The organism is Roseomonas sp. CECT 9278 (assembly GCF_918698155.1).
In the GTDB taxonomy this organism is placed as follows: Bacteria; Pseudomonadota; Alphaproteobacteria; order Acetobacterales; family Acetobacteraceae; genus Neoroseomonas.
Window position 1 is genome coordinate 1 of record NZ_CAKKLX010000004.1, and the last position, 16,834, is coordinate 16,834.

Annotated in this window: 14 protein-coding genes; 11 read left to right on the plus strand and 3 right to left on the minus strand. The window is 71.5% G+C overall.

The genetic code is table 11. The features are described from left to right. The first annotated feature begins 243 nt into the window (after positions 1–243). From LQ222_RS03635 to LQ222_RS03645, 3 genes are all read left to right on the plus strand, one after another. Complete coding sequence (locus LQ222_RS03635; protein WP_230164553.1) at positions 244–1,416, plus strand: acetyl-CoA acetyltransferase; 1,173 nt, start codon at positions 244–246, stop codon at positions 1,414–1,416. 117 nt (positions 1,417–1,533) lie between these two features. Further along, positions 1,534–2,631, plus strand: a complete 1,098-nt coding sequence (locus LQ222_RS03640) for a Hint domain-containing protein (protein ID WP_230164555.1) — start codon at positions 1,534–1,536, stop codon at positions 2,629–2,631. Between the two features lie 321 nt (positions 2,632–2,952). Then, positions 2,953–4,644, plus strand: coding sequence for a bifunctional diguanylate cyclase/phosphodiesterase (locus LQ222_RS03645; RefSeq protein WP_230164557.1), 1,692 nt, complete (start codon positions 2,953–2,955; stop codon positions 4,642–4,644). 264 nt (positions 4,645–4,908) lie between these two features. On the opposite strand, the gene LQ222_RS03650 is transcribed toward LQ222_RS03645, so the two are convergent. From LQ222_RS03650 to LQ222_RS03660, 3 genes are all read right to left on the minus strand, one after another. Then, positions 4,909–5,601 (minus strand): HD-GYP domain-containing protein, encoded by a 693-nt coding sequence (locus LQ222_RS03650; protein WP_230164559.1) that lies wholly within the window; start codon positions 5,599–5,601, stop codon positions 4,909–4,911. A 76-nt stretch (positions 5,602–5,677) separates the two neighbouring features. Then, the gene (locus LQ222_RS03655; protein WP_230164561.1) at positions 5,678–6,832 is read right to left on the minus strand and encodes a bifunctional 2-C-methyl-D-erythritol 4-phosphate cytidylyltransferase/2-C-methyl-D-erythritol 2,4-cyclodiphosphate synthase; all 1,155 of its coding nucleotides are present in this window, start codon (positions 6,830–6,832) and stop codon (positions 5,678–5,680) included. A gap of 39 nt (positions 6,833–6,871) precedes the next feature. Then, on the minus strand, positions 6,872–7,261 hold the full coding sequence (locus tag LQ222_RS03660) for a DoxX family protein (protein ID WP_230164562.1): 390 nt from the start codon (positions 7,259–7,261) through the stop codon (positions 6,872–6,874). 133 nt (positions 7,262–7,394) lie between these two features. On the opposite strand from LQ222_RS03660, the gene dusB reads away from it, so the two are divergent. From dusB to LQ222_RS03700, 8 genes are read left to right on the plus strand one after another with little or no spacing between them, the layout of a single operon-like run. Then, a complete protein-coding gene (dusB, locus tag LQ222_RS03665; RefSeq protein WP_230164563.1) occupies positions 7,395–8,456 on the plus strand; it encodes a tRNA dihydrouridine synthase DusB in 1,062 nt (353 codons plus the stop codon). Beyond that, the gene (locus tag LQ222_RS03670) at positions 8,453–9,592 is read left to right on the plus strand and encodes a nitrogen regulation protein NR(II) (protein WP_374202151.1); all 1,140 of its coding nucleotides are present in this window, start codon (positions 8,453–8,455) and stop codon (positions 9,590–9,592) included. The genes dusB and LQ222_RS03670 overlap by 4 nt, the downstream gene beginning before the upstream one ends. Continuing rightward, entirely contained in the window at positions 9,589–11,031 is a 1,443-nt protein-coding gene (ntrC, locus tag LQ222_RS03675) for a nitrogen regulation protein NR(I) (RefSeq protein ID WP_230164564.1), read from the plus strand. The genes LQ222_RS03670 and ntrC overlap by 4 nt, the downstream gene beginning before the upstream one ends. 18 nt (positions 11,032–11,049) lie before the next feature. Beyond that, positions 11,050–13,377: a PAS domain-containing sensor histidine kinase gene (locus LQ222_RS03680; RefSeq protein ID WP_374202152.1), complete on the plus strand. Its 2,328-nt coding sequence runs from the start codon at positions 11,050–11,052 to the stop codon at positions 13,375–13,377. Beyond that, positions 13,367–14,785 carry a sigma-54 dependent transcriptional regulator gene (locus tag LQ222_RS03685; protein WP_230164565.1) on the plus strand — a complete coding sequence of 473 codons (1,419 nt, stop codon included), beginning with the start codon at positions 13,367–13,369 and terminating at the stop codon, positions 14,783–14,785. The genes LQ222_RS03680 and LQ222_RS03685 overlap by 11 nt, the downstream gene beginning before the upstream one ends. Positions 14,786–14,800: 15 nt before the next feature. After that, entirely contained in the window at positions 14,801–15,673 is an 873-nt protein-coding gene (locus tag LQ222_RS03690; RefSeq protein ID WP_230164566.1) for a D-amino-acid transaminase, read from the plus strand. Further along, positions 15,670–16,077: an ester cyclase gene (locus LQ222_RS03695; protein WP_230164567.1), complete on the plus strand. Its 408-nt coding sequence runs from the start codon at positions 15,670–15,672 to the stop codon at positions 16,075–16,077. Before LQ222_RS03690 ends, LQ222_RS03695 begins: the two co-directional genes overlap by 4 nt. Before the next feature lie 48 nt (positions 16,078–16,125). Continuing rightward, positions 16,126–16,776: an HAD family hydrolase gene (locus tag LQ222_RS03700; RefSeq protein ID WP_230164569.1), complete on the plus strand. Its 651-nt coding sequence runs from the start codon at positions 16,126–16,128 to the stop codon at positions 16,774–16,776. The last annotated feature ends 58 nt before the right edge of the window (positions 16,777–16,834 follow it).

Sequence of the window (16,834 nt, forward strand, 5' to 3'; positions counted from 1 at the left end):
CCATGCTCGCCTGGCGGGCCGAGGCGATGGGCTGGTGCCCCGCCACGCCGCCGCCCGCGCCGCCCGCCGCGGTCGGCACCCTGCGCGAGCGGCTGGCCGCATCGCCGGCCGCGCCGGCCTCGGGGCCCGCACTGCCCTTCACCGCGCCCCGGGGCGGCTGAGCGCGGTTTCCCGCCGCCCCGGCGATCCGCTATCGTCGACTCCGCACAGGCGGCCGCGCGCCGCACCGACGGAGGCTGCACCATGACCGACGCCTGCATCGTGGGCTGGGCCCATTCCGCCTTCGGCAAGCGCGAGGATGCCCCCGACCTCGAATCGCTGATGGCCGGCGTGGCGCGCGCCGCCATCGAGGATGCCGGCATCGCCCCGGAGGAGATCGATGCCGGCTTCGTCGGCGTCTTCGGGGAGGGCTTCACGCCGCAGGGCTTCCCCGCCTCGCTGGTGCTGCAGTCGGTGCCCGAACTCCGCTTCAAGCCGATCACGCGGATGGAGAATGCCTGCGCGACGGGCTCCGCCGCCATCCATGCCGCGCGCGACTTCATCGCCGCCGGGCGCGGCCGGATCGCGCTGGTGGTGGGCGCGGAGAAGATGACCTCGACCCCCGGGCCGAAGGTCGGCGACATCCTGCTGACCGCGTCCTATCGCCGCACCGAGCAGGATATCGAAGGCGGCTTCGCCGGTGTCTTCGGCCGCATCGCCGAGACCTATTTCCAGAAGCATGGCGACCAGTCGGATGCGCTGGCCGCCATCGCCGCCAAGAACCACCGCAATGGCGTGGACAATCCCTGGGCGCAGATGCGCCGCGACCTCGGCTATGAGTTCTGCCGCACCGAGAGCGAGAAGAACCCCTATGTCGCGCGGCCGCTCAAGCGCACCGATTGCTCGCTGGTCAGCGACGGCGCGGCGGCGCTGGTGATGGCGGATGCCGACACCGCGGCGGGGCTGGCCAAGGCGGTGCGCTTCCGCGCCGCGGTGCAGGTCAACGACTTCCTGCCGATCGCCGCGCGCGACATCACCCGCTTCGAGGGCGCGCGCGAGGCCTGGGCGCGCGCCTATGCCGCCGCCGGCATCGGCGTGGGCGACCTGTCCTTCGTCGAGACGCATGACTGCTTCACCATCGCCGAACTGATCGAATACGAGGCGATGGGCCTGGCGGCCGAAGGGCAGGGCGGCCGCGCCGTGCTCGATGGCGTCACGGCGGCGGGCGGGCGGCTGCCGGTGAACCGTTCGGGCGGGCTGAAGGCCAAGGGGCACCCGATCGGCGCCACCGGCGTGTCGATGCATGTGCTGGCGGCGATGCAACTGACCGGCACGGCGGGGGCGATGCAATTGCCCAAGGCCGATCTGGGCGGGGTGTTCAACATGGGGGGCGCGGCGGTGGCCAACTACGTCTCGCTGCTGGAACGCGCCCGGTAGGCCTGCCTGCGTGAATGCCGCGTGAAACCAATTAATTAATATTGAGATTCGCGATCATCGCGCTCTAGTTGACGGACCGTCGGGCAGCGGCCCGCGGCTCCTGATAGGGAAAGCGCGATGTCCGGGCAGTGGTACGATGCGGACGGCAACCCCCGGCCGGAGAACCTGCCGACTGAAACTGCCGACCGGTGGATCGGCACCGACGAGACGGACACGCAGTACGACGACCTTGGTTCGCTGGTCATCGGCACCTCCGGCGGCGTGGGAGACGACACGCTCGATGGGCGCGGCGGCAACGACCTGCTGGCCGGCGCAGAGGGCGATGATTCGCTCCTGGGCGGCAGCGGCGATGACAACCTCGGCGGCGGGGGCGGCAACGACACGCTCAATGGCGGCGCCGGCAACGACCTGCTGAACGGCATCCCGGGCAATGACTGGATGTATGGCGGCGGCGGCAGCGACACCGTCCAGATGGATGGCGGACCGGCAGGCCATGTCTGGGTGGCGGTTCCGGGCGGCTGGAACGTCATCGACATCGACCCGAATGACGGCGACGACGGCAGCGACTTCGTGGCCGATGACATCGCCTGGGTCGAATACACCGGGACGGGCGAGACCCTGCCCACCCCGTGCTTCCTCGCCGGCACGCTGATCGCCACGCCGGACGGCGAGCGCGCCATCGAGACGCTGCGCATCGGCGACCTGGTGCTGACCGCGGATGGGCGCGCCGTGCCCATCCTGTTCGCCGGCCGCACCACGGTCGAGGCGCGCTCCGCCCGCGGCGCGCGCGGCCTTCCCATTGTCCTGCGCGCCGGCGCGCTGGCCGACGGCGTGCCGCATCGCGACCTGCATTGCTCGCCCCAGCACGGCATCGTGCTGGACGACATGCTGGTGGTCGCGCAGGCGCTGGTGAACGGCCTGTCGATCTGCCACGCCCCCGCGCCCGCCCCGGTCTTCGTGTACTACAACATCGAGACCGAGGCGCATGAGGTGATGCTGGCCAACGGCGTGCCCGTCGAGACCTTCTGCGACCACATCGCCCGCGACGCCTTCGACAATGCCGCGGAGTTCGACGCGCTGTATCCGGGCGGGCGCGAGATCACCGAGATGGCGCTGCCGCACGCCAAGTCGGCCCGGCAGATCCCGCGCGCCACGCGCGCCCGGCTCGAGGCGCGGGCGCTCGCCGCGGCCGGGGGCGTGCCCAGGGCAGCGTGACGGGCGCAGCATGACGGGCGCGGCGTGACGGGGGCCGGGATGCCTGACGACCTGCGCCCGGCCTGGCCCGCCGCGCTCCCGATGCTGGGCGCGCCCGGCTGCGATGCGGGCGCGCGCGCGGGGCTGGTGCGCCCCTGCATGGGCCCCGATCGCCGCCACGGGCCGGGTGCCTGCCCGATGCGCTTTGCCGATTGCGCCGCCGCCCCGGCGCAGCCCTGCGCGGGCATCGCTGCCGTTCCATCCACGATTTCTTCATCCCTGCGGCGCGACATTGCCGGCGCGACCCGGCCGCGATCGGCCAGCAGAGGACGACAGCGCGCGATGGACGGGATGGCCGAAGCCGGCGGCGCGCCGAAGCCCCAGAAGCCCCCGGGGCGGGGGCAATTGGCGGCTGCGGCGCTCGAGACGCTGCCCGATGGCGTCATCAGCTTCGATTCCGACCTGCGGGTCGGCCTGGTCAGCGGCCGCGCGGCGGCGCTGCTGGGGCTGCAACGCACGGCGCGCCACGCGCAGGGCGTGTGCGACCTGCTGGAAGCCAGCCCGCGCCTGGACCGCGAGGCAGTGTCGGTGATCGCCGCCGCCTGCCTCACGGCCACCCTGCCGGACCACGACCCCGAGGCCGACCTGCGCCTGGCCGGCGCGCCGGGCCTGCGCTTCGGCATCCGGCGCGCAACGGTGGGGACCTGGGTGCTCGCCATCACGCCCGAGACGGTGCTGGCCGGCGGCGGCGGCATCGACCCGCTGACCGGCCTGTCGGACCGCGCGATGTTCGAAGCGCGGCTGGCCGCCGCCATCGATCGCCCGGCGCGCCGGCGCGGCGGCTGCGCCGTGCTGCTGGTCGACCTCGATGGCATCCGCGCGGTCAACCAGGTGCTCGGCCATGCCATCGGGGAGGACCTGCTGCGCGCCGCCTCGCGCCGGCTGCAGGCGGCGGTGCGCGACGGCGACCTGGTGGCGCGCATGGCCGGGGAGGAATTCGCCGTCCTGCAGGGCGAGGTCACCGACCCCTCGCATGCGGTCGCGCTGGCGGCGCGCCTGGTGGAGCTGCTCGGCCGGTCCTACCTGATCGCTGGCGAGACCGTGGCGATCACCCCGCGCATCGGCATCGCGCTGGCCCCGACCGATGGCGCCGAGGCCGCGCTGCTGCTGCGCCGCGCCGCGATGGCCCGGCACGACGCGCCGGCCGAGGGCCAGGGCACCTGGCGCCGCTTCAGCCCGGAGATGGATACCCGCTGGCAGGAGGCGCGCCTGATGGAGGCCGCGCTGCGCCGCGCCGTCGCCGAGGACCAGTTCGAGCTGCACTACCAGCCGCAGGTCACCCTGCCGGAGGGCATCGTGACCGGCTTCGAGGCGCTGATCCGCTGGCGCCACCCCGATCGCGGCCTGCTGGGCCCGGCGGCCTTCCTGCCGATGGCGGAGCGGCTTGGCCTGATGCGGCGGATCGGCGACTGGGTATTGCGCGACGCCTGCGCGGCCGCCAAGCGCTGGCCCGCCGCGCTGAGCGTCGCCGTCAACCTGGCCCCCGCGCAGTTCGAGGACGGGCGGCTGCCCGAGACCGTGGCCGCGCTGCTGGAGGAATTCGGGCTGGCGCCGCGCCGGCTGGAGCTCGAGGTGACCGAGACGGTGCTGCTGGCGAATGGCGACGCCGCGCTGTCGCAGCTGCTGGCGCTGCGCGATGCGGGCGTGCGCATCGCGATGGATGATTTCGGGACCGGCCATTCATCGCTGACCCAGCTGCGGGTGTTTCCCTTCGACCGCATCAAGATCGACCGGTCCTTCGTGAAGGACCTGCCGCTGCGCGGGGATGCGCCGGCGATCGTGCGGGCGGTGACCGGGCTGGGGCGCAGCCTGGGCATTGCCGTCATCGCCGAGGGGGTGGAGACCGAGGCCCAGCTGCGCGAATTGCTCGCCGAGGGCTGCGAGGCGGCGCAGGGCTACCTGTTCGGCCGCCCGGTGCCGATCGCCCAGGTCCCGGCGGTGATCGACCAGCTGAGGGCGCCCGCGCTGACGTGACCGGCGCCCGGGCCAGCGCCGGCACGCAGGCCCACCACCAGTTCCACCCCCAGCGGATCGTGCGCCTGCACGATCCGGGAGCGCAGGGCGCGACCGCGCCCAGGCCTCCAGCGGCACCAGGCCGGCCCGTCCAAGGCGCGCAAGCCAAGGCCGCGGATGCGGCCGCCCGGCGCCTGAGGGCGAAACACAAACGGCGCCAGGCCGGCCCGTCCAGGGCGCGCAAGCCAAGGCCGCGAACACGGCGGCCCGGCGCCTGCGCGAACATCAATGCGCGATGGCGGCGATCTCGGCTTCGCGGGCGCGCAACGCGTCCAGGATCTGCGGGTCGAACTGCGCCGGCGCGATGCGATCGTCGCCGGTGAACAGCAACGCCAGGGCCGCCGGGTGGGCCAGCGGTTCCTTGTAGGGGCGGTCGGAACGCAGCGCGTCATAGACGTCCGCCACCGCCACCAGCCGCGCCGCCAGCGGGATGTCCTCGCCCACCAGCCCGGCCGGGTAGCCGCTGCCGTCCCAGCGCTCGTGATGGTTGAGCGCGATGGTCGCCGCCAACTGCATCCAGGGTGCGCGCGCATGGGCCAGGATGCTGGCGCCGAGCACCGTATGGCGCTGCATGACGCGCCGCGCCGCCGGGTCGAGCACATGGCTGTGCCCCAGCACGCCTTCCGGCAATGCCATCTTGCCGATGTCGTGCAGCACGGCGGCGCGCCGCAGCATGGCGCGCTCCGCCGCCGCGATGCCGAGGTGTTCGGCCAGCATCGCCGCGATCAGCCCGACCCGCACCGGATGGTCGCGCCCTTCGGGATCGATCGCGACGGCGCGCGAGACCAGCCCTTCCAGCGCCTCGTCATGCGCGGTGCACAGGCAGGCGGCCGCCGAGGCATCCGCCGCGCCGCCGCGCCGCCCGCATTGCGGGCAGGCTACGGTCCGGTCGGGGATGACGAGGGTGACGGCGTTCATGCTTGTGGCGTTCGGAATCGATGCAATCGCGGATCGCAGGATACGCCAGATCCATGTCTCGGAAAAAGACAATGAATCACGAAATGGCACACCGCGGCACCAGCACCACGGCGGCGGCCTGGGCGGCAATGCCCTCGCCACGGCCGGCGAAGCCGAGTTGTTCCGTGGTGGTCGCCTTCACCGAGACGGCGTCGATCGGCACGCCCAGCAGCTCGGCCAGGCGCGCGCGCATCGCGGGGGCATGGGGCGTGATCTTGGGGCGTTCGCAGATCAGCGTGACGTCGGCATTGGCCAGCACGCCGCCGCGCGCGGCGATCCGCCCCGCCGCATGGCGCAGGAAGCGGGCACTGTCGGCGTCCTTCCATTGCGCCTCGCTGGGGGGAAACCAGCGGCCGATATCGCCCTCGGCCAGCGCGCCATAGATCGCGTCGCACAGCGCATGGATGCCGACATCGGCGTCGGAATGCCCTGCCAGGCCGAGCGGATGCGGCACGGTCACGCCGCACAGCACGAGCGGGCGGCCCTCGACCAGCCGATGCACGTCGAAACCGGTGCCCATGCGCGGGCTGAGATGGGCGGACAGGTGCGCTTCCACGCGGGCGAGGTCCTCCGGCCAGGTGATCTTGATGCTGTGCTCGCTGCCGGCGACCAGAGCGACCGGCAGGCCACCGGCTTCGAGCAACGCCGCATCGTCGGTGGCGGTTGCATCGCCGCCGCGATGGGCGGCCAGCAGCACGTCGAAGCGGAAGGCCTGCGGGGTCTGGGCGCGGAACAGGCCCTCGCGCGGGACGGTGTGCAGGATGCGCCCATCTGCGCCGCGCTTGAGGGTATCGGTCACCGGCTGGGCCGGGATGGCGCCCGGCGCATGGGCCAGCGCATCGCGCAGCGCGGCGATGGTGCCGGGCGGGATGACCGGGCGGGCGGCGTCGTGGACCAGCACCATGGCGGGCGGGTCGGTGGCCAGCACCTCCAGCCCGGCGCGCACGCTGGCGGCGCGGGTCGGCCCGCCGGCCACCGGGGGCAGGGCGGGCAGCCCGTCCAGCAGCGCGGCCACATGGGCTTCCTCGCCGGGGGCGACCACCGGCAACAGGCGGTCCACCAGGCCCTCGCGCAGCAGCGCCTCGGCCGCGTGGCGGATCACCGGGCGGCCGAGCAGCGGCAGGTACTGCTTGGGCACCGGCGCGCCGAAGCGTTGGCCGGTGCCGGCGGCCATCAGAAGGGCAGCGATCATCCTTGGCGTCTCCGGCCCGCAACCGGGCCGGCGCTTAGCCTACTTGCGGCGATTGTCCAGCGCGAAGGCGCCGGGGCCGGCGAAGACCAGGTAGAGGAACAGGAAGCAGTACAGGATGGCCGCATCGCCGCCATTGAGCACCGGGAAGGGGCTGCGCGGCGCATGCGCGATCCAATAGGCCGCCGCCATCAGCCCCGACATCACGAAGGCGGTCGGGCGCGTGAACAGGCCAATCGCCAGCAGCACGCCGCCGATGATTTCGAGCACGCCGGCGACCCAGAACATGGAGAACAGCGCTGGGCCAGCGCCGCCGCCGGCGCGCTCGGGGAAGCCGAACAGCTTCTGCGTCCCGTGTTCGAGGAAGATGACGGCCGCGACGATGCGCAGCAGGCCGAGCGCATAGGGCGACCAGCGGTCGAGATTGGGCATGGGAAGACTCCGGCGTTCGTTGTGCGGCGCAGCATGAATGGCGCGGCGCCGTGCGGCAATGCCGCCCCCGCCTGCGCGGTTGCGCGGCAATGCTGTTGCCGAACGCCGGGGCAGCGCCTATTCTGCACAAATCATGAGCAATCATTCCTCCCCGCGATTGGCGCCGATCCAGGTCGGCGGCATCACCATCGACCTGCCGGTGATCCTGGCGCCGATGTCGGGCGTGACCGACCTGCCGTACCGGCGGCTGTCGCGCAGCCTGGGCGCGCCGATGGTGGTGAGCGAGATGATCGCCTCGCAGGCCATGGTGCGGACCAACCGCCAGACGCTGAAGATGGCCGAGGTGGACGGCTTCGGCGGCCCGGCCTCGGTGCAACTGGCCGGCTGCGAGCCCGCGACCATGGCCGAGGCGGCGCGGCTGGTGGTCGATCGCGGCGCGGCGATCGTGGATATCAATTTCGGCTGCCCGGTGAAGAAGGTCGCGATCGGGCAATCGGCCGGCAGCGCGCTCATGCGCGACGAGGTCGCCGCCGCGCGCATCCTGGAAGCCACGGTGCGCGCCGTGGACGTGCCGGTCACGCTGAAGATGCGGATGGGCTGGGACCACAACAGCCTGAATGCGCCGCGCCTTGCGCGCATCGCCCAGGAATGCGGCATCCGCCTGGTCACGGTGCATGGGCGCACGCGGCAGATGCTCTACACCGGCACCGCCGACTGGGCCTTCATCCGCAAGGTGAAGGAGGCCGTGACGATCCCGGTCATCGCGAATGGCGACATCCTGACCGCCGAGGATGCCGAGGAGGCGCTGCGCCAATCCGGCGCCGATGGCGTGATGATCGGGCGCGGTTGCTATGGGCGGCCCTGGCTGCCGGCGGTGGTGGCGGCGCGGCTGTCGGGGCGCGACGCTGCCGAACCCGCGCTGGCCGAGCAGAAGCGCATCCTGCTCGCGCATTACGCCGACATGCTCGACCACCATGGGCGCGACCCGGGCGTGCGCCTCGCGCGCAAGCATGTCGCCTGGTATTCCAAGGGCCTGCCGGGTTCGGCTGAATTCCGCGTCGAGGTGAACCGCTGCGAGACGCCCGAGGCCGTGCTGGAGCTGGTGCATCGCTTCTACGACCCGTTGATCGACCAGGGGGTCGAGGCCGCGCGCGAAGCCTTCCGCCTGGCCGGCGAAGATCGCATCGCCGCATGAAATCCGGCCTGCTGCGCCGTGCCATGCGCCCTTCGGCCTGGCAGGGCCGCGCGGTGCCCGATGCCGCCGCCATCCTGGGCGCCATCGCCGTGCCGGTGGTGGTGCTGGATGCCGAGGACCGCTTCCGCAGCGCCAATGCCGCGGCGGAACAGTTCTTCCAGACCTCGATCGCCTCGCTGTCGCAGATGGGGCTGGCTGACCTGCTGCCGCCCGACAGCCGGATCTTCGCGGTGATCGCGCAGGTGCGGCACCTCGATGCGCGGGTGTCGGACCATGACCTGACACTGGACAGCCCGCGCCTGTCGCGCCGCGGCGTCACGGTCCATGCCGCGCCGCTGCCCGAATTGCCGGGCGGCGTGGTGCTGACGCTGCAGGATGGCTCGACAGCGCAGATGCTCGATCGGCAGTTGAACTTCCGCGGTGCGGCGCGCGGTGCCTCGGCCATGGCGGCGATGCTCGCCCACGAAGTCAAGAACCCGCTCTCGGGCATTCGCGGCGCGGCGCAGTTGCTCGAACAATCCGCCGCCAATGACGGCGACCGCGAATTGTGCCAGCTGGTGCAGGACGAGACCGACCGCATCCGCGACCTGGTCGACCGCTTCGACATGTTCTCCGAACGTCCGGTCGAGCTCGGCCCGGTGAATATCCACCAGGTGCTGGACCACGTGCGGCGGATCGCCGCGACCGGCTTCGCCGCCCATCTGCGGCTGGCCGAGGACTACGACCCGTCGCTGCCGCCGGTCTGGGGCAATCGCGACCTGTTGGTGCAGATCCTGCTCAACCTGGTGAAGAATGCGGCGGAAGCGGTTGATCCGCTGGCCGGCGAGATCGTGCTGACCACCGCCTATCACCATGGCGTGCGGATCGCCGTGCCCGGTTCCCCCGACCGCGTGCACCTGCCTTTGCAGATCAGCGTGCGCGACAACGGCCCGGGCATCGCCGACGAGATCCGCGGCACGCTTTTTGAACCCTTCGTCAGCACGAAGCGGGGCGGACAGGGGCTCGGCCTCGCGCTCGTCGCGAAGTTGGTCGCGGACCAGGGGGGGTTGATCGAATGCGACAGTCGCCCCGGCAGGACCGTGTTCCGGCTTTCGATGCCCACCCCACCGCCGGGAAGCTTCGGGACCGCCCAATGACTGACGCGCGCACCATCCTCATCGCCGACGACGACCGCGCCATCCGCACGGTGCTCAGCCAGGCGCTGGGGCGCTCCGGCTACCAGGTCCGCGCCACCTCCTCCGCCGCCACGCTGTGGCGCTGGGTCGAGGATGGCGAGGGCGACCTCGTCATCACCGACGTCGTGATGCCCGACGAGAACGGGCTCGACCTGGTGCCGCGCATCCGCCGCGTGCGCCCGGAGCTGCGCGTGGTGGTGATGAGCGCGCAATCGACCTTCGCCACCGCCATCAAGGCGACCCAGCGCGGCGCCTTCGAATACCTGCCCAAGCCCTTCGACCTGAAGGAATTGCTGGCGGTTGTCGAACGCGCCCTGGCCGCGCCGCCCAGCGCGGTCGCGGCCAGCGAGGATGGCGAGGGCGAGAAGCTGCCGCTGGTCGGGCGCAGCGCGGCGATGCAGGAGATCTACCGCACCGTCGCGCGGCTGACGACCACCGACCTCACCACCATGATCACCGGCGAGAGCGGCACCGGCAAGGAACTGGTCGCGCGCGCCCTGCACGACTACGGCAAGCGCCGCGCCGGCCCCTTCATCGCCATCAACATGGCCGCCATCCCGCGCGAACTGATCGAGGCCGAATTGTTCGGCCATGAACGCGGCGCCTTCACCGGCGCGCTGAACCGCGGCATCGGCCGCTTCGAACAGGCCGCCGGCGGCACGCTGTTCCTGGATGAGATCGGCGACATGCCGCCCGAGGCGCAGACCCGCCTGCTGCGCGTGCTGCAGGAAGGCGAGTTCACCACGGTCGGCGGCCGCCAGCCGATCAAGGCCAATGTCCGCATCGTCGCCGCCACCCATCGCGACCTGCGGCAATTGATCCGCCAGGGCCTGTTCCGCGAGGACCTGTTCTACCGCCTGAACGTGGTGCCGATCCGCCTGCCGCCGCTGCGCGAGCGCATGGAGGACATCCCGCTGCTGGCGCGCCATTTCCTCGACCGTGCGCGGCTGGCTGGCCTGCCGTCGAAGCAGCTTTCCGCCGAGGCGATGGACGCGCTGAAGGGCCATGCCTGGCCGGGCAATGCGCGCGAGCTCGAGAACCTGATGCGCCGCCTGGCCGCGCTCTACCCGCAGGAAGTCATCGGCGCCGATGCCGTGGCCGCCGAGCTGGCCGAGGCCGTGCAGCCCGCCGGTCCCGATGGCCAAACCATGCCCGCCACGCTGGAACAGGCGGTCGAACGCCACCTGGCGACCTTCATGGCCGCCCACAAGGACGGCATGCCGGTGCGCGACCTGTACGAACGCGTGCTGGCCGAGGTCGAGCGCCCGCTGCTGCGCCTGGCGCTGGGGGCGACCCGCGGCAACCAGATCAAGGCGGCGGCGATGCTGGGGCTGAACCGGAACACGCTGCGCAAGAAGATCCGGGAATTGGAACTGCCGGTGGTGCGCGGATTGTCCTGACCATGTACAGGCCCTGACATGATGGGCCTGTTCCACCGCCGCGCCGCCGGCCGCCCCGGATCGCGCGCCGCACAGCCGCCGGGGCCGATCGCCGGCGAAGCCACCGCGCCCGGCTCCTGGGGCCGGCGCCTCGGCGACGCGCTGCTGGGGCCGAGCGCCACCATCGGCATGGCCTTGCTCGCGCTGGTGCTGGGCATCGCGACCTTCGCGGTGCTGTCGGGCGGCACGCCGCTCGGGCCGACCTCGCCGGGGCAGGTGGTCGGGATCATCCTGGCGAACCTGGCCGTGCTGCTGCTGCTGGCGGCGTCGCTGGTGGCGCGCGTGGTACGGATGTGGGTGGAGCGGCGGCGCGGGTCGGCCGGGTCACGCCTGCATGTGCGCCTGGTGCTGCTGTTCGGCGTGGTGGCGGTCGGGCCGTCGATCCTGGTGGCGGGCTTCGCCGCGCTGTTCTTCAACCTCGGCATCCAGTCCTGGTTCAGTGACCGGGTGCGGGACACGCTGGAGGCCTCGCTGGTGGCCTCGCGCGCCTATCTGGAGGAACACCGCAACACCATCCGCGCCGACATTCTGGCGATGGCGAACGACCTGAACCGCGCCGCACCCGTGCTGCTGCCGGAAAACGGGATCGCCTTCGCCCGGCTGCTGGCGACCCATACGGCGATCCGCGGGCTGACCGATTCGCTGGTGGTGGAACCGACGCTGGGGCAGGTGGTGGCCTCGGCCGGGCTGACCACCGGGGCGGTGGTGGACGTGCCGCCATCCTGGGCGCTGGAGGCGGCGCGCGCCGGCGAGGTGGTGGTGCTGCCGAGCGAATCCGGCGAGGGGCGCGTGCGCGCCATGGTGCAGCTCAACATCGCCCCGGGGCTGCTGCTGATGATCAGCCGGCCGGTCGATCCGGGCGTGCTCGACCACATGCGGACCACGGAACTCGCCTTCCAGGAATACGACCGGCTGGACCGCAATCGGGGCGATTTGCAGATCACCTTCGTGCTGATCTTCGCCATCGCGACGCTGCTGGTGCTGCTGGGGGCGGTGCTGCTGGGGCTGCTGATCGCCAACCGGATCGCGCGGCCCATTTCGCGGCTGATCACCGCGGCGGAACGCGTGCGCGCCGGCGACCTCGGCACCCGCGTGCAGGAAGGCGAGGCGGATGACGAGGTCGCCTCCCTGTCGCGCGCCTTCAACCGCATGACCAGCCAATTGGGCGCGCAGCGCGGCGAGTTGATGGAGGCGTACCGCCAGATCGACGAACGCCGGCGCTTCACGGAAACCGTGCTGTCGGGTGTGACCGCCGGCGTGATCGGCCTCGATGCGGAGGGGCGGGTGAACCTGCCCAACCGGTCGGCCTCGGCGCTGCTGGGGGTGGATCTCGATGCCGCGATCGGCCTGCCGCTGGCCGGTGTCGCGCCGGAATTCGCGCCCCTGATCGATGCCGCGCGCGCCACGCCCGACCGCCCGCAGACCGCCGAGATCCGGTCCGGCCAGCCCAATGCGCGCCGCACCTTCATCGCCCGCCTGGGCGCCGAGATGCAGGGCGGGCGGGTCGAGGGCTACGTGCTGACCTTCGACGACATCACCGAATTGCTGAGCGCGCAGCGCAAGGCCGCCTGGGCCGATGTGGCGCGGCGCATCGCGCATGAGATCAAGAACCCGCTGACGCCGATCCAGCTTTCGGCCGAACGGCTCAAGCGCCGCTACCTCAAGCAGATCACCGACGACCCCGATACCTTCCGCCAGTGCACCGACACCATCGTGCGCCAGGTCGGCGATATCGGGCGGATGGTCGATGAATTCTCAGCTTTCGCGCGCATGCCCCAGCCGGTGATCTTTCCCGAGGACCCCAACCGCCTGCTGCGCGACGCGCTGGTTCTGCAGCGCGACGCCCACCCTGAGATCACCTACGCGACGCAGTTCGCCGACCCCGCGCCGATGATCCCCTGCGACCGCCGCCTGATCGGCCAGGCACTGACCAACCTGCTGCAGAACGCCGCCGACGCGGTGGCGATGCGCGCCGCCGAGGGCGCCGGGCGGATCGAGGCCAGCGTCACCGCGACCGCCGAGCAGGTCGCCATCGCGGTCGCCGATGACGGAGTCGGGCTTCCCAAGGAGGAGGACCGCGACCGCCTGACCGAGCCCTATGTCACTCACAAGACGAAGGGAACCGGGCTCGGCCTTGCCATCGTCAAGAAGATCATGGAGGACCATGGCGGGAAGCTTGTTCTGGAAGACCGGGAAGACGGCCCCGGCGCCCGGGTCACGCTGATCATCCCCGTCCGTGCGACGGCGGAGGTCACGGCAGACCCGACCAGGGCGGGCGAGGGAGCGAAGGTCGCGCATGGCGCATGAGATCCTGATCGTCGACGACGAACCGGACATCCGGACGCTCATCGAGGGCATCCTGTCCGACGAAGGCTACGAGACCCGCCAGGCGCACAACTCCGATTCGGCGATCGCCGCCTTCCGCGCGCGCCGCCCCTCGCTCGTGATCCTGGATATCTGGCTGCAGAATTCGCGCCTGGATGGGCTCGGCATCCTGGAGGCCCTGCATGTCGAGGAACCGCACGTCCCGGTCATCATGATCTCCGGCCACGGCACCATCGAGACCGCGGTGCAGGCGATCCAGCAGGGCGCCTACGACTTCATCGAGAAGCCGTTCAAATCCGACCGGCTGCTGCTGCTGGTCTCGCGCGCGCTGGAAGCCGCCAAGCTGAAGCGCGAGAACAGCGAGCTGCGCCTGCGCGCGGGGCCGGAGACCGACCTGCTGGGCGGGTCGGGCCCGGTCGCGCAATTGCGCGGCGCGATCGAGAAGGTCGCACCCACCGGGTCGCGCGTGCTGATCACCGGCCCGGCCGGGGCGGGCAAGGAAGTGGCGGCGCGCATGATCCATGCGCGGTCGCGCCGCGCCGACGGCCCCTTCCTGGTGCTGAACTGCGCCACGCTGAACCCGTCGCGCTTCGAGGAAGAACTGTTTGGCATCGAGGCCGGTACCGATGCCTCCGCCCAGCCGCGCCGCGCCGGCGTGCTGGAACGCGCCCATGGCGGCACGCTGCTGTTGGACGAGATCGCCGACATGCCGCTGGAGACCCAGGGCAAGATCGTGCGCGCGCTGCAGGAACAAGGCTTCGAGCGCATCGGCGGCGGCACGCGGGTGAAGGTGGATGTGCGCGTGTTGTCCACCACCAATCGCGACCTGACCGCCGAGATCGCCGCCGGGCGCTTCCGCGAGGACCTGTACTACCGCCTGGCGGTGGTGCCGCTGCGCGTGCCCGCGCTGCGCGAACGGCGCGAGGACGTGCCGATGCTCGCGCGCCACTTCATGGGCCGCTCCACCGAGACCACGGGCATGCCGCGGCGCGAGCTCAGCGAGGATGCGCTGGCCGCCATGCAGGCCTATGACTGGCCCGGCAATGTGCGGGAATTGCGCAACCTGATCGACTGGCTGCTCATCATGGCGCCGGGCGAGCCGCGCGAGGCGATCCGCCCCGACATGCTGCCGCCTCAGGTCGGCGCCGCGGCGCCCGCGGTGCTGAAGCTCGACCGCAGTTCCGAGATCATGACCCTGCCGCTGCGCGAGGCGCGCGAGCTGTTCGAACGCCAGTACCTGGAAGCGCAGCTGCTGCGTTTCGGCGGCAATATCTCCCGCACCGCGAATTTCGTCGGCATGGAGCGCAGCGCCCTGCACCGGAAGCTGAAATTCCTCGGCGTGCAGGCCGAGGACCGCGCCAGCCCGGCCGGCACCGTCGGCAACGCCTGAACAGGACGCGCCCGCATGTCCCGCATCGCCTATGTGAACGGCCGCTACCTTCCGCAACCCGATGCGAGCGTGAACATCGAGGATCGCGGCTACCAGTTCGGCGACGGCATCTACGAGGTCGTCCACCTGTTCGACGGGCGCTATATCGACGAGGACCTGCACCTCGACCGGCTGGAACGTTCCTTGCGCGAAATCCGGCTGCCCATGCCGATGGCGCGCGCCGCACTTCGCCTGGTGCTGCGGGAAGTGGCGCGGCGCAATCGCGTGACCGAGGGGCTGCTGTACATGCAGGTGACGCGCGGCGTGGCCCGGCGCGACCATGCCTTCCCGACCACGCCGGTGGCACCCGCGCTGGTGGTGACCATCAAGCGCATCCCGCCTTATCCGACCGATATCGACCGCTGGGGGGCGTCTGTCATCACCGCGCCGGACCTGCGCTGGGCGCGCTGCGACATCAAGACCGTGAACCTGCTGCCCAATTGCCTGGCCCGCCAGGCGGCGCGCGAACAGGGCGCGATCGAGGCCGTGCTGTTCAACCCCGAGACCAGCATGGTCACCGAGGGGGCCGCGACGTCCTTCTGGATCGTGGACGAACATGGCGTGATCCGCGTGCGCCACCTCGATGATGCCATCCTGCCCGGCTGCACCCGCGCGGCGCTGATCGCGGAATTGCAGCAGGCCGGCATCGCGGTCGAGCTGCGCGAATTCTCGCTCGATGAAATGAAGCGCGCGCGCGAGGCCTTCATCACCTCCGCCACCTCCTTCGTGAAGCCGATCCTGAAGATCGACGGCGCGCCGGTCGGCGACGGCAAGGTCGGCCCGGTGGTGCGGCAGCTGTTCGACATCTTCGCCCGCCACGTGAAGGGCGGCATGAAGAACGCGGCGTGAGCACCACCAACGCCGAGGTGATCCGCGCCTTCTACGCCGAGTTGTGGGAGGCCGCGGACCTGTCGCGGCTGCCCGCCCTGATGCACGAGGACGTCGCCTTCCAGGGCACCTTCGGCCAGACCATGCGCGGCCACGAGGCCTTCGGCGCCTATGTCCGGTCTGTCCGTCATGCCTTCTCGACCTATCGCTGCGCTGTGCTGGACCTGCTGGTGGATGGCGATCGCGTGGCGGCGCGGGTTCGCTTCTCCGGCACGCATGACGCCGGCCCCTTCCTGGACCATCCGCCGAGCGGGCGCGAACTGGCCTGGGAGGGCGTGGGGTTCTTCGCGCTGGATGCCGGGCGCATCCGCCATTTGTGGGTGATGGGGGACATGCTGGGCCTGCTGAACCAGTTGAAGTCATGACGCGGCCTGCCGAGGTGCTGCGATGACGCGGCCCGCCGAGGTGCTGCGATGACGCGGCCTGCCGCGATCCTGTGGGACTGGGACAACACCCTGGTCGATGGCTGGGCGGCCATCCAGGCCGGGCTGAACGCCGCCTTCCGCGCCTTCGACCTGCCGGAATGGGACCGCGCGACGGTGCTGTCCCGGGTCCGCAAGTCGCTGCCCGAATCCTTCCCCCCGATGTTCGGCGCAGAATGGGAACGCGCGCGGGACATCTTCTACGCGCAGGTGCGCGCCTGCCACCTCGATGTGCTGCTGCCCATGCCCGGCGCGGTCGCGGCCATCGCCGCCGCGGGCGCCATCGCGCCGCAGGCCGTGGTGTCCAACAAGCAGGGCGCGCTGCTGCGCGCGGAAGCGGCGCATCTGGGATGGGCGCCGCGTTTCGGCACGCTTGTCGGCGCCGGGGATGCCAGCGCCGACAAGCCCGCCGCCGCGCCGCTGCTGCTGGCGCTGGAACGCCTCGGCGTGCCGGCCTCCGATCGGGTCTGGTACATCGGCGACACCGTGCTCGACATGCAGGCGGCGCGCGCCGCCGGCTGCCGCGCCGTGCTGCTGGGCGACGCATCGCATGACGGTGGCGTGAACGCTGCCACGCCCGATGCGGTCTTCGCCGACGGCCATGCGCTGGAAGCGCATCTGCTTTCCCTTGCCAAGCCGTAGCGGGGCGGGGAAACTCGACACACCGGCGGCCGGAAATGGTTTTCGCCGGTCCGTTGTC